Below are 12,821 nucleotides of genomic sequence, written 5' to 3' on the forward strand. Positions count from 1 at the left end.
TCTGCTGTTATCGGCATGATTGGCCTCCAGAGAGTTTTCTAGCGACCTCACTCTGCCATGGTGCAGGCCGCTACTCACCCCTGATGGGATCTCAAGAGCTGCGGGAAGTGAGCAGCATCTGGCGTCGCCGCTCCAGTGCTCCGCCAAGTCGTTAGCCGTCATACCCAGAGAGGCGTCAGGCGGCAGACTAAAGGTTCCTCCGCCGCCCGGTCCACTGCCCAAAGGTCAGATAATACCAGCAGCGCGTGCCAATTCGACTGCATCTGGACCGGCAGGGAAGCGAAGCTGACCAGCGGTGTCCGCGACCGCGGCCCAGACCGCCTCGGCAACGTCGGTTTCCTTCGTTGTCAGTGCGGGCTTTGCGAAGGAGGCAAAGATTGGAGCTGCAAAATCGGCATAGGCTGGCGGGATCATGTCCTCGATGCGCACCGACGTGTTTTCGGTAAACCGCGTTGTGGGAGCGTAGCCTGGCTCGACCAGCTTGGTGCGAATACCAAAATAGCCGAGCTCGTGTGCCAATGATCCGGTGAAACCTTCAATCGCCTGCTTGCTGGCCTTGTAGGCTGCTGCAAGAGGCATGTCAGCCAAGGTGACGCTGGACGTCACGTTAATGATCGCGCCGGAACGGCGTTCGCGCATCTGCGGGATCACCGCTTGGGTCATGGCCATCAGGCCGAAGGTGTTGGTATCGAAGATCTTGCGAATATGCGACATGGACGTTGCTTCGAAAGCGCCGACAACGCCGATTCCGGCATTGTTGACCAGAACGTCGATCGGGCCGGCGGTCGCAACCGCGGCTGCGATGCTGTCAACGCTCGTGACATCCAGTGGCAGGATGCGAAGTGACGTCGAGCGCGGTAGGACATCCTCACGCGGCGTACGCATCGTGGCGATGACGTTCCAACCGTTTGCGAGGAAGTGACGAGCCGTCTCCAGGCCGTAGCCAGAGGAGCAGCCCGTAATTAGAATGGTTTTCATTGGAACCTCCAATTTGTTTTTAGGATGGTTCCTTCTAAATCTGAAAACCAAGACGAACCATAATCGATCGTCCTTTATGCGTTTTGTATCGTCCTAATCGCGCTGTTTGTTGGCTCTTCATTTCTTCTCTGAATTGGTGATGACCAAAGTGATCTAGGTCGCACCTGCCATCCGCGCAAATTCGCTCGGTGGACACCCGACCCTCTGACTGAACGCAGTGCTGAAGGCGCTGGCAGATTGGTAGCCCACCTTTTCGGCGACTTCCTCTAACGATCTCCGGCTATGTCGCAATGTGTCCTTGGCGATGGCCATCCGCCATCTGAGAAGGTACTCAACGGGTGCGAGGCCAACAGCCGCAGAGAATTTCCGGGCAAAGGCCGAACGCGACATTCCGGCTCGTTGTGCTAGCTCGGCGATCGTCCAGCCGCGGCGGACGTCTGAATGAATGTCGCTGATGGCCCGAGCAAGCTGGGGATCGGAAAGGCCACGCAACATTCCGGGGTTTGGAAGTGTCGAGGCTTCGCGCCGCAACGTTTCGATAAGCAGGACCTCCAAAAGCCGCGACAAAATGAGGTCACTTCCAGCCCGGGAGTTGGCCGCTTCATCACGTATGTAAGCGATGAGGTTGCCGAGACGGGCTCCGATTCCCTCTTCAGCGCGGACATGGACAAGCGTGGGCAGCAGCTCTGATAACAAGTCGGCATTCGTTGGATCGCAGAGTATGCACCCGCCAATAATACGCGTCGGAGTTTCCGACCCAACCTGGCCGACCCTAATTTCTCCGTCGACCGTGTTGAGCGCCTTGAACTCTTCATCGGAGAATACGATCTCTTGGTCAGGCCGGCTGAAGAATGTGTCGGCTGTGGGATTTCCCGACAGGATAAAATCGCCAGTCTCCAGCGACGTTGTTTCGCCATGGCTGGCGCGAAACTGCGCCGAGCCTTCCATAATAAAATATAACATTGGACCAGATTGCGGCGGAACCTGAACTCCCCAATCTCCATATGCCACCATGCTGCCCATGAGGACTGTCTTAGGTCTTAGCAGTTGCACTACGTCGGTCAAAGCATCCATTCTGTACGATCCATAATTTTGAATACGATTTCATTATCAAATGGACTTTCTTGGTTGTCCATGGCCTAAGACAGCGGTGTTGTGAGAATGCCAGAAATCACCCACCATGGTGACGCGGTTTTCGACGGCAGTGCCAGTCCGCATAAGGCGGTACGGCGGAGGCATAGATTTCAGATGCGGGCCCGCTAGCCCCGGGCTGTCGGTCTCGGTTTCCGGCTTTGCTGTCGCCATGCTCAAACCTTCTGCGTCAACCCTTTTTGCCGGTCTTGCGGGAGGCGAACGGCTTTCGCGCTGCTCGCTACAGCTGGTATGCCCATTTCCTGTTTGGGCGCTTGTAACAACCGAAATCAGGCAGATCTTGAAGCGGTTCTGGATGAAAGGTCTGCGAAGGCTGGCTGCTTCGGTATTGAAACTGCGGGGACGAGCGCAGTCGGCTCCGCAGTTGGTTCTGCTCTTCGACTATGTAAAGCTGACGCCTTGCCGCTTCCGGGACCGATCTAGCGGATCGTTTTCGCAAGCTCATCGTTTAGGCGATCGGCAGCCATCGGCACACAATAAACCGGCCTGCCGCGCTCGAACCGCCATCCCTCGGCAAGAAGGCCTGCATCCACTGCATCGAAGCCGAACTGGTCATAGAGCCTTGCGACGACCGCCTTGTCGGTAGAATTGTCGCCAGCCAGAGGGAGACCTCGACGTCCCGACGATCCAGCCGGCTGTCCATCCTTTTCAAGATCGTCCATGATGATGGCATTGAATGCCTTGACGATCCGCGATCGCGGCAGGTGGCGCGCGAGAATTTCGCTTGTCGTCGTCTCGCCTGAGTCCAGTTCTGGAATGTGGCCGTCTCGTTCGAAGTAGTAATTGTTCGTGTCGATCACCAGTTTGCCCTCAAGTGGCTCAACTGGGATAGACCGATAGGCTGCGAGTGGAATGGCGATGACGAGGAGTTCGCCAAAAGCGGCGGCCTCCTCGACCGTTCCTACTTGGCACCCCATGCTCCGGCTCAAGCTGAACAGGGTCTGAGGGCCGCGAGAATTGCTCAGCATGACAGAATGGCCCAAAGCAACAGCGAGCTTGCCGATGGCACGGCCAACCATGCCTGCCCCAATAATTCCAATTTTCATGATGTCTCTCCGATTAATTTCACAAACATGGGTTTAATTGAGTGCCACATTGAGATAAATCGCCAATTCAAGCAGGCATTCCCAACTGTAAGCGGGCAATCTTGGACAAACTTTCGAGCATGGCTGTTTTTGTCAAAGCCTCCGACCTGGGCTCTTTTGCCGCCACAGCTAAGGCCATGGGAATGTCACCCCAAATGGTCGCCAAACATGTTGTGTTCCTGGAGGACCGACTTGGGACGGCGTTGCTTCACCGTACGACGCGGCGACAAAGTCTGACCGACGTGGGAAGGGTCTTCTATGACCGCTGCAAGCAGCTGCTTTCAGACGTCGAGGCGGCTGAATCCGTTGCACTTGATATGCGTTCCCAGCCAAAAGGCGTGCTGCGGGTCAATGCTCCGGTGACCTTCGGTGCCTTTAGTCTGGCGCCGTTCGTGACGCGCTATCTCGATCGCTATCCGGACATGCGAATAGACCTTACTCTCAACGACCGTTTCGTTGATCCGTTGGAGGAGGGGTTCGAGGTGATGGTAAGGATCGGCGAGGTCGAAGACTCGTCGCTGATCGCGCTTCCTCTCGCTCCCTATCGGCTGATTGCATGTGCGTCTCCGGACTATCTTATCCGGCGCGGCACCCCTCGAATTCCACTGGATCTGGAGCAGCATGATTGCCTTGCCTATGGCGACCGGCCGTCCTCGACTCCCTGCCGCTGGCAGTTCACTCGCAGCGGCAAAAGCGAGGAGGTGCGCATCAGCGGTAGAATCCGTAGCAACGACTGGAAGGCCTTGTTGCATGCCTCGATCGCAGGCTATGGCATCACGTTGGGGCCGGAAAGTGTGCTGAACGCAGAAATCACTGCCGGGCGACTCGTCCAGGTGCTGCCCGACCACGAGGGTCCGTCTCGTCCAATGCACGTGATTTACCCCGTCGGGCGCCGGCCTACCGCCAAGGTACGAAGCTTCGTCGAAGCGCTGATCGATGAATTTGGGACGGACGTGCCCAAATAGGCGACGCAGGAGTTCTAACCAAGCGGAGTGAGTTCCGCGGAGGAAGTGTGAAAGACTCGCGGCGATCGAAGCCGATCAGCGCCGCATCGACGAGATCTCGGAAGGCCAGTGCGTTACAGGCTCACCGGATTTCGACACGATCGATGATCCATCGGGCTCACGCGACAGAATGATCAGCGCATCATTCGGAAGCGGACGGACAAGATGTTTTACCTCGTCCCACGGCGCCCGCATCCAGATGTCCGTGTCCTCTTTCTTCAGCAACAGAACCGGCATGGCTTTCCCATGGATCGGTTTCACGAGATCGTTGGGATCTGTGGTCAGAAAACCATAGAGATCGTCGGTCGTGAGGCCGTCCCTGACCTTCCGCACACTTTGCCAGCGCGGCACATGGATTCCCGCAAAAAACATCAGCGATTTCTCGTCATCGCGGGCAAACCAGGCATTGGGCACATTGCCGCCTTCCTGTTTGCTGGCCGGATCCGGCTCGGCAAAACTGGTGACAGGGACGAGGCAACGCTGCTCCATAGACGCCTTCGAGTTAAAGAAGGTCGGCGCGATTGACACCTGCCGCCATAACCTTCACCTGAAGGTCGTTGGGACGCACTTCAGGCATGGGTGCTTCGGCACGCCGTAGAACATCCGAGCTTCCGAATTCATCAAAGACGATCGCTTTCATCGCATGTTCCTCCCTTACTTCGAAAGCGCGCGCCGGGCGATGCTGGCAGCGAACAGTGGCGTTTCGCGGCTGTTGTGGTCACCACCTGCGGCCTGACGGGCGGCTGCAGCATCTTCGTAAGCGACCCCATGGTCTTCGATGAACTTCATGAACGCATCGGTTGGATGCGCTGTGACCTTGTTGGTGTAGCGCGTCCTGCCGTCATCGATTTTCTCAGCGATCAGTTCCCAGACGACATTGACCTGAGTTCTGCCACTGGCGGTGAAGACATCCGAGATCGAGTTCATCCGGCAATAGGTTGGTTCGGCGGCTTCGGCCACATAGTGCTGTACCACTAGGCCTGAGCCGATCTGCTCGACATTGATCGACATCCGACGGCCGTCGTCAGTCCAGGTGACGCCTGCGGCAATATGGTCAGGCGGGCAACAGCGAAGATATTCCGCTTCGGGTAGGTTGAAGAGCCAATCGGCAATGTCGATCTTTTCGAGCGGAATGTCGATCTCTGCGGAATAGGCGGATTGTGAGAGAATTGTATCAAGGATCTTGACCATAGGTGTGTTCCTTCTGTTTGGTGAGCAAAATTGCCCGTTGACGAGAAGGAATGTGCTCCTGATGACCTTGGATGATAACCAACTGAATGGTCGGAACGGTTTTGCGTCGTAGGCAAAGATGAGGGATCCACGCTTCGCTGAACATCTGGCGGTATACGTTGACGTCGTCCGCGCCGGCAGCTTTTCAGCTGCGTCCAGGCGTCGGGCTGTCACTCCCTCGGCTGTTGTGCGGCAGATCGATGCGCTCGAGCAGGATCTGGGGGTGCCTCTCCTTGTCCGCTCAACACGGGCACTGTCATTAACGGACGCGGGCCGTCACCTCTTCGAGCGTGCGCAGCGCCTGCTCGACGATCTGGCCGATACGCATGCCGAGGTGACGGCATTCGATAGTGAGGTCAGTGGCACTTTGCGTATCGCCTGCTTCCCGACCTTCGGAAAGCGGTATGTCATTCCTGTCTTGGCATCGCTTGCGTGGCAATATCCAGGCTTGCATGTTGAGCTGGACTTGACCGAACGACTGGCCGACCCGGTCGCGGAGCGACTTGATCTGGTGGTGAGAATGGGGGAACTGCCCGACAGCACGTTGATCGCAACCAAACTGGCACCCCTCGATCGGATACTCGTGGCAAGCCCGGCCTATGTTGAGCATCACGGCGTGCCGGAAAGCGAAGACGAGCTTCGCAATCATCGCCTTCTCGACAAGCTCCATGGCAACGATCTTCTTGAGTGGTCTAGCATTCTTGGCGCGCCGACCGGGGAAGCGTGTGAGCGCGTTGTATTCCGGTCCGATGATTTTGAAGCGCTGAACGGGGCTGCACTAGCGGGGATGGGTGTGGCGTTCCTGCCGAGCTGGGTATCGGGACCTTCGGTGAAGGTGGGTGATCTTGTACGCCTACCGTTATCGGGCGAAAGATGGAATGAAGCGGCCAACGGAATTTATCTTCTACGCGCGCTTCAGGTACCATCTGCCAAGGTCAAGGCATTCACACTAGCGCTGAAAGATCACATTGGGACGCCACCGCGCTGGAGCTGAGAGGCGTACAGGCGAGAAACGCTAATTCGCAGAGGTTTTTAGCCGACGCCGCGACCAATAACGGCAAATCGTTGCGTGCAAATCTGCTCAAGGCGATGGGAGGCCCGAAAGCGGCCTCCCATCGGATGAAATTAATCAGACCCACGTCGTTATGAGTCAACGGCGAAGTCGGTCGAGACCGAGACGGTGCGCCATTCGGAAAGGATGGCGTTGTCCTGTGCATGCTTCTTTTCGATCGCTGCGACGGTATCACTACCGAGCGGGAGGCGGACCGGCGGATTGGGGGCGTCAGCGAAGGCGATCAGGACCTCTGCCAGCTTTTGGGGGTCGCCGGGTTGGTTATGGCTGAGACCGGCTGCTATCGTGCGCACCTTGCCGACAGTTTCTGCGTAATCGCCGATGATATTGCCGCTGACCGACAAGGACGAGCTGTCGAGGAAGTCGGTCCGGAAATAACCCGGCTCGATGACGGTGACATGGATGCCAAGCGGCGCCAGTTCGTCATGCAGGGCTTCGCTCAGCCCCTCGACGGCAAATTTCGTCGAGGAGTAGACCCCGAAACCTGCTGCGCCGCGATAGCCGCCGATCGACGAGATATTCAGGATGCGGCCGGAACGGGCCCGGCGCATGAAGGGCAGGACGGCGCGGGTCACGTTGAGGAGACCAAAGACGTTGGTGCGGTATACAGCCTCGACCTCAGCCACGGTTGCTTCTTCGACGGCACCCATCAATCCGAACCCAGCATTGTTGAGCAGGATATCGATGCGGCCGAAGCGCTCGATCCCGGCTTTGACCGCTGTGGTTGCCTGTTTGTCGTCGGTCACATCGAGGACGACCGGAAGCAGGTTGGGATGCTCGCCGAACCGATCGGTAATCGCCTTCGGATTACGGGCGGTGGCGACGACGGCATCTCCCTGGGCAAGAGCGCGTGTGGTCACGAGGGCTCCGAAGCCGCGCGAGGCGCCGGTGATGAACCAGATTTTCATGAGGATGTTCCTTGATATTGAATTGATGGGGAAAGTGCCGCGCCACCCCTCAGGGACGCGGCGATGTCATGGTGCAGAATGTCAGTTCCATGTCGCGGGCCAGCAGGTCCGGAAAGCGCGCCATGACGGCTTTGGTGTAGGGCTGCTCAAAATGCGCATCGAGATCAGCGCGCGATCGCCAGTTCTCATAGAGAATCCAGACGCTGGGATCATGGTTGTCGCGGTGCAGGTGATAGTCGATCGATCCCCCCTCGGCGCGGGTCGGTAAGACCAGAGCCTGCAACGCTTCGCCAAGCGTCGCGGCACAGTCCGGCTTGGCCGTCAGCCTGGCAATCAAAGTCAATGTTTCGGTCATGTCAGTCTCCCTTGAAGGCGTCTGCGGGGTAAACGGCTTCCCACCCTGCGGTCGGGTCCGTCGCCAGCGTCCAGATTGTGTCGGCTGCCTCTCTCGCCTCTGTCGATCCGGGGCCGACGAGTGTGGCGATTGTCGCCACCGCGATGCGGATGCCGCGTTCGGCGAGAGGGCCGGCCAGACTTTCGACGACATTTCTAAGGGCCGCCTTGCCAAGGCCGAGACTGGCATAGCCGGCATGGGGTGAGACGGCGAGGCCGCCACCTGTAACCAGAATCGTACCGCCGCGGGCACCGAACAACTCAACGGATGCCCGGATCGTGTGAAGGCCGGCAGCGACATTGGTGGCGAGGTCGTCCGTGACCTCATCATCGCGCATGCTGAACAGATCCTGTTCACGCACGAACGCGGCATTGAAAAGGACCGCCGTCAGCCCGCCGGACATGCGGTCGCCCTCAGCGACCGCCTTGCGCAGTGCGATCGGGTCGGTCGCATCGGCTTGCAAAGTCGAGGCGTGGAGACCTTGCCCGGAAAGGGTTCTGGAAAGACCGGTGAGACGAGCGGCATTGCGAGAGGTGAGCACGACATGCCAGCCTTCCCGCCCGAATTTCTCCGCAACGGCCTGCCCGATGCCGGGGCCGGCGCCGATAATCATGATGGAGTTCGTCATGGGATATTCTCCTGATGTGCTGGCCATCGCGATGCCGTGACGGCCAGCCGGGTGAGAAAGGGTCACGGCAGGACTTCCGCCAGCTCGATCAGATTGCCGAAGGGATCGCAGAAGAAGGCGAGGCGGCGGCTGATTGCCAAAAGCTCGAACGGCTCGGTCACGATGGTGACGCCGCGCGCCCGCAATTCCTCGACAGTGGCGTCGACGCTTGCGACATTCAGGCAGAAATGGTGGTAGCCGGCATATTTGAGGCTATCGCCGAGATCGGTATAAGGGCGGACCTCCGCCGGCGCCGGATCGCCGCCACCCAGGATTTCCACATAGAAATGGTCGTCAGTCGCGGGTGCGAGATAGGCCAATTGTTCGTCGGCGTAGTCCCATTCGGCAACGACACGGAAGTCGAGTTTCTCGACATACCAGCGCTTTGCGGTTTCGAGGTCCGGCGTGCGGACGGCAACGTGATGACCGCGCATGTCGGCAAAGGGTGATGCAGTGTTGTGGGCGGGAGGAATGAAGTCGGCCATTGTCCTATCTCCTGTGTGGTCCGGCACAAGCGCCGGTTTGCGAGGAGAAATCTGGACCTTTTCAACGATGAGGATTAGAGAGATAATCTTCCTCTCAATGATGAGTGAGATTTGACAATGCGCAGTACGGATCTCTCTGAACTCGCGGCCTTCGATGCGGTCGCCCGTCACCGCAACTTTCGCCGCGCCGGCGAAGAGCGCGGGGTGACGGCCTCGGCGATCAGCCATGCGGTGGGTAATCTCGAGGCACGCGTCGGCATTCGTCTGCTCAATCGAACGACCCGCAGCGTGTCGCTGACTGATGCCGGGGCAATGTTGCTTGCGCAACTGTCGCCCGCCTTCGGCGAGATCGGCTCGGCGCTCGATGCCCTCAACCAGTTTCGCGATACGCCTTTTGGCAAGGTTCGCATCAATGCGCCCAATTCGGTCGCACCGTTCGTATTCCGGTCAGTCATCGGTCCTCTGATTGCAGAAAATCCCGGGCTTCAGCTGGAAATCGTCGCTACCGACCGGCTTGTCGACATTGTGGAGGAGGGGTTCGATGCCGGCATCCGTCTTGGAGAAAGTCTGCGCGATGGCATGACGGCTGTGAAGATCAAACCGCGGCTTCGGTTTGCCGTCGTGGGCTCAACAGGCTATTTCGAACGTTATCCGCTTCCTAAAACCCCGGATGATCTGCGTGGCCATGTCTGCATCCGCAATATTTATCCAAGCGGCAAACCCTACCCTTGGGAGTTCAGCCGCGCTGGCAAGATCATCGAATTCGAGCCGACCGGATCTCTGTCGCTCGATGACCATGAACTGATGGTCGAGGCGGCACTTTCGGGCGTGGGGCTGGCTTACGTCTGGGAAGAGCGCGCGCGTTCCTATGTCCAGAGCGGCAGCCTGGTCGAATGCCTGGCATCCTGGAGTGCGCCCGAGGACTGGCTCTATCTCTATTACCCGACGCGGAAATACCTGTCGGCCGGCCTGCGCGCCGTCATTGATGCGCTGCGTGTGTGAAGGGACTGCAGCCCGACGGTTCGATTCCTATCAAGAGCTTCACCGCTAAGTCGGTTTACTGAACCCAAACTCGTTTGATTGCGTCAAATGCAGCGACGATAGAAGGATCGCTCATACGCGCTTCCAGGCAGAGGAAACTTAAGGTCGTCGAGAGCTTCACATTATCAGCGATGACCAGTCCATGAGACTGCTGTTCATAAAGGGCAATCGATTCCCGGCAAAGGCTCAGCCCTATCCCTGTGCGTGTCATGGCAATCATTGACGCTTCCTGATCGACCTGGGCGACAATCTGTTGGCGAACGCCAAGATTGGTGAACAGCCGTGCCAGCATCCGGTTATGGACCGATGCGGGTGGCGTGCCGATCCAGGGGAGGGAGGCAAGCTGTAACCAGTTGGCCCCTCGAACAAAGTTGGCGAGCGATGGCGGAGCGACAACGCAATAGGTCAATTGCGCAAGTGCGCGAGAGTGGAAAAGCGACGCGGTACTCCCTCCAGTAATATCGGTCGGCGGGTCATAGTCCCTTGGATCACCAAGATAAAAACCGGCGTCGAGTTCGTTTCGCTTCAGCCTCTCCGGCACATCGCCGCTCATGCCATGACGCAGCGTTGTCTCGATACCTGGCCCGTTTTCGATAAGTGCTTTCAGAAACGCCCCTAATCGTGTGAACTCCGGATCGATGATCGTACCGATCCGCAATTTTCCCCGGACGCCGGTCGATAAACGCCCGGCTGTCTGGCCGAAGTCCGTCAGCGCCGCCAGCACTTGCTCGGCCTTTGCCGCCAACAGTGCACCTTCCTGTGTCAACTCCAAACCTGTCGAGGTCCGCCGGAACAGGGTTAGCCCGGTGTCAGCGGCCAAGCGTTTCAACTGAAGCGTCACCGCAGGCTGCGTAACGTGGAGGTGCTCGGCGGCGCGGGTGACGTTCCCTTCTCGCCCCACGGTAACGAACGCTCGCAATGTTCTCAGATCGATACCTTCCAGCATATTAATTTCACTTATAATGCTTGGTTGAATTTGTCATTGGATTTCACGAGCGAATGTTGGCTATGCCTGCATATAAAGCAGGGAGGAAGCATGGCATGCCACTGCAAGGTGTCCAGTCTTATAATTGTGTGGTGTTCCATCGCGATTGGAGGGTAACCCAATGAGGAATGGTGGTTCCGGCAATTTCCACGACGTTTTTGACTACATTATCGTCGGTGGTGGCTCTGCAGGCTGCCTGCTTGCCAATCGCCTCAGTCGTGACCCGTCAAAACGTGTCCTGTTGCTGGAAGCCGGCCGCAAGGACGACTACCCATGGATACATATCCCGGTCGGGTATCTTTATTGTATCGGCAACCCGCGCACAGACTGGCTGTACAAAACCGAGCCGGACGCCGGACTGAACGGTCGTTCGCTACGCTATCCTCGCGGTAAGACGCTTGGTGGCTGCTCGTCGATCAACGGCATGATCTATATGCGTGGTCAGGCACGCGATTTTGACGGGTGGGCAACGGCAACCGGCGACGATGCCTGGTCCTGGCAAAATTGCCTGCCCGATTTCAAGGCGCACGAGGACCACTACCGGCTGGACCATGGCGCAGACCCGAAGACTGGTGGCAACAGCAGATTTTCCGACATGCATGGCCATGGCGGCGAATGGCGCATCGAGAAGCAGCGGCTGAAATGGGATATCCTCGAATCCTTTGCAGAAGCCGCGGTGGAAGCGGGCATTCCGCGTTCGGACGATTTCAACAGTGGCGACAATGAAGGCGTCGGCTATTTCGAGGTGAACCAGCGCTCGGGCTGGCGCTGGAACACGTCCAAGGCTTTCCTGCGCCCAGCGAAAAACCGCGCAAACCTGACGATCTGGACGCAATCTCATGTCGAGCGTTTGATCCTTGCGAACGAGGCATCTGGTCGCAAGCGGTGCATCGGTGTTATTGTTGAGCGTCAAGGGCAGCGCACGGAGGTTGGGGCGCGGGGAGAAGTCATTCTGTCGGCCGGCGCCATCGGCTCACCACAAATCCTGCAATTATCTGGCATCGGTCCAGCGGGATTGCTGAAGCGTTTCGGTATTGAGGTCAAACACGACCTGCCAGGTGTCGGAGAAAATCTTCAGGACCATCTGCAGATCCGTGCCGTCTTCAAGGTCGGTAATACGAAAACGCTGAATACGCTCGCCAACAGCGTCTTTGGTAAAGCGATGATAGGGCTCGAATATGCGTTGAAACGCAGTGGTCCGATGAGCATGTCGCCCTCGCAGCTGGGCGCCTTCACCCGTTCGGACGAACGCCAGGCCCACGCCAATCTGGAGTATCACGTCCAGCCCCTCAGCCTCGACGCCTTCGGCGAACCGTTGCACACTGTCCCCGCTTTCACAGCCAGCGTTTGCAACCTCAATCCATCGAGCGTGGGCAGCGTTCGTATTCGCTCCAATAAGGCGTCGGACGCGCCCGCGATTGCGCCGAACTATCTCAGCACGGACGAAGACCGCAGGATTGCTGCCGAAAGTCTGCGGCAAGTGCGCAAAATCGTGTCGCAGCCAGCATTGGCGAAATATAGGCCGGAGGAGTGGAAACCGGGCCCGCAGTTCCAAAGCGATGAGGAGCTGGCGCGGCTTGCGGGCGACATTGCCAATACCATCTTCCATCCGGTTGGTACGACGAAGATGGGCGGGGATGACGATCCTATGGCGGTTGTCGATAGTCGCCTCAAGGTTCGCGGAATCGCGGGACTGCGGGTCGTCGATGCGGGCATCATGCCGAAGATCACCAGTGGTAACACCAATGCGCCGACGCTGATGATCGCCGAAAAGGCAGCCGGCTGGATTGTTGCTGACGCACACGCATAGAAAACTATTG

General features: G+C 58.1%; 14 protein-coding genes and 1 pseudogene. 4 read left to right on the forward strand and 11 right to left on the reverse strand.

Translation table 11 applies throughout. From position 1 onward, the window contains the following. Positions 1 to 225: 225 nt before the first annotated feature. The 3 genes from ACQZ45_RS20700 to ACQZ45_RS20710 all read right to left on the reverse strand — a co-directional run bounded on the left by ACQZ45_RS20700 (position 226) and on the right by ACQZ45_RS20710 (position 3,176). Complete coding sequence (locus ACQZ45_RS20700) at positions 226 to 978, reverse strand: SDR family oxidoreductase (protein WP_013637034.1); 753 nt, start codon at positions 976 to 978, stop codon at positions 226 to 228. Between the two features lie 153 nt (positions 979 to 1,131). Continuing rightward, entirely contained in the window at positions 1,132 to 2,001 is an 870-nt protein-coding gene (locus ACQZ45_RS20705) for an AraC family transcriptional regulator (RefSeq protein WP_236761694.1), read from the reverse strand. A gap of 548 nt (positions 2,002 to 2,549) precedes the next feature. Next, complete coding sequence (locus ACQZ45_RS20710) at positions 2,550 to 3,176, reverse strand: NADPH-dependent F420 reductase (RefSeq protein WP_025591795.1); 627 nt, start codon at positions 3,174 to 3,176, stop codon at positions 2,550 to 2,552. A gap of 101 nt (positions 3,177 to 3,277) precedes the next feature. Between ACQZ45_RS20710 and ACQZ45_RS20715 the strand changes: the two genes are divergently transcribed. Then, positions 3,278 to 4,180, forward strand: a complete 903-nt coding sequence (locus tag ACQZ45_RS20715; RefSeq protein WP_448742519.1) for a LysR family transcriptional regulator — start codon at positions 3,278 to 3,280, stop codon at positions 4,178 to 4,180. Positions 4,181 to 4,255: 75 nt separating this feature from the next. Here ACQZ45_RS20715 and ACQZ45_RS20720 read toward each other — a convergent pair. The 3 genes and pseudogenes from ACQZ45_RS20720 to ACQZ45_RS20730 all read right to left on the reverse strand — a co-directional run. After that, a pseudogene (locus tag ACQZ45_RS20720) lies at positions 4,256 to 4,708 on the reverse strand (SOS response-associated peptidase family protein); the annotation flags it as partial. A 13-nt stretch (positions 4,709 to 4,721) separates the two neighbouring features. Further along, the gene (locus tag ACQZ45_RS20725) at positions 4,722 to 4,859 is read right to left on the reverse strand and encodes a hypothetical protein (RefSeq protein ID WP_013637029.1); all 138 of its coding nucleotides are present in this window, start codon (positions 4,857 to 4,859) and stop codon (positions 4,722 to 4,724) included. Positions 4,860 to 4,873: 14 nt separating this feature from the next. After that, the gene (locus tag ACQZ45_RS20730) at positions 4,874 to 5,410 is read right to left on the reverse strand and encodes a hypothetical protein (RefSeq protein ID WP_025591791.1); all 537 of its coding nucleotides are present in this window, start codon (positions 5,408 to 5,410) and stop codon (positions 4,874 to 4,876) included. Positions 5,411 to 5,528: 118 nt separating this feature from the next. On the opposite strand from ACQZ45_RS20730, the gene ACQZ45_RS20735 reads away from it, so the two are divergent. After that, positions 5,529 to 6,443, forward strand: a complete 915-nt coding sequence (locus ACQZ45_RS20735; protein ID WP_025591789.1) for a LysR family transcriptional regulator — start codon at positions 5,529 to 5,531, stop codon at positions 6,441 to 6,443. 149 nt (positions 6,444 to 6,592) lie between these two features. On the opposite strand, the gene ACQZ45_RS20740 is transcribed toward ACQZ45_RS20735, so the two are convergent. Genes ACQZ45_RS20740 through ACQZ45_RS20755 form a run of 4 tightly spaced genes read right to left on the reverse strand, consistent with a single transcriptional unit; the run spans position 6,593 to position 8,975 of the window. Then, positions 6,593 to 7,429 carry an oxidoreductase gene (locus ACQZ45_RS20740; RefSeq protein ID WP_112523779.1) on the reverse strand — a complete coding sequence of 279 codons (837 nt, stop codon included), beginning with the start codon at positions 7,427 to 7,429 and terminating at the stop codon, positions 6,593 to 6,595. Between the two features lie 49 nt (positions 7,430 to 7,478). Further along, the gene (locus ACQZ45_RS20745; RefSeq protein ID WP_111801635.1) at positions 7,479 to 7,784 is read right to left on the reverse strand and encodes a putative quinol monooxygenase; all 306 of its coding nucleotides are present in this window, start codon (positions 7,782 to 7,784) and stop codon (positions 7,479 to 7,481) included. A gap of 1 nt (position 7,785) precedes the next feature. Further along, positions 7,786 to 8,517, reverse strand: coding sequence for an SDR family NAD(P)-dependent oxidoreductase (locus tag ACQZ45_RS20750; protein WP_448742520.1), 732 nt, complete (start codon positions 8,515 to 8,517; stop codon positions 7,786 to 7,788). After that, positions 8,514 to 8,975: a VOC family protein gene (locus ACQZ45_RS20755; protein ID WP_013637024.1), complete on the reverse strand. Its 462-nt coding sequence runs from the start codon at positions 8,973 to 8,975 to the stop codon at positions 8,514 to 8,516. The genes ACQZ45_RS20750 and ACQZ45_RS20755 overlap by 4 nt, the downstream gene beginning before the upstream one ends. A 117-nt stretch (positions 8,976 to 9,092) precedes the next feature. Between ACQZ45_RS20755 and ACQZ45_RS20760 the strand changes: the two genes are divergently transcribed. Next, entirely contained in the window at positions 9,093 to 9,977 is an 885-nt protein-coding gene (locus tag ACQZ45_RS20760) for a LysR family transcriptional regulator (protein ID WP_174038195.1), read from the forward strand. 55 nt (positions 9,978 to 10,032) lie between these two features. Here the strand turns inward: ACQZ45_RS20760 and ACQZ45_RS20765 are convergent, their stop codons facing one another. Further along, entirely contained in the window at positions 10,033 to 10,962 is a 930-nt protein-coding gene (locus ACQZ45_RS20765; protein ID WP_025591781.1) for a LysR family transcriptional regulator, read from the reverse strand. Positions 10,963 to 11,122: 160 nt separating this feature from the next. Here ACQZ45_RS20765 and ACQZ45_RS20770 point away from each other — a divergent pair, with 160 nt between their 5' ends. Beyond that, on the forward strand, positions 11,123 to 12,811 hold the full coding sequence (locus ACQZ45_RS20770) for a GMC family oxidoreductase (RefSeq protein ID WP_111784015.1): 1,689 nt from the start codon (positions 11,123 to 11,125) through the stop codon (positions 12,809 to 12,811). Positions 12,812 to 12,821 lie beyond the last annotated feature (10 nt).

The organism is Agrobacterium sp. 16-2014-1-2a (genome assembly GCF_053522705.1).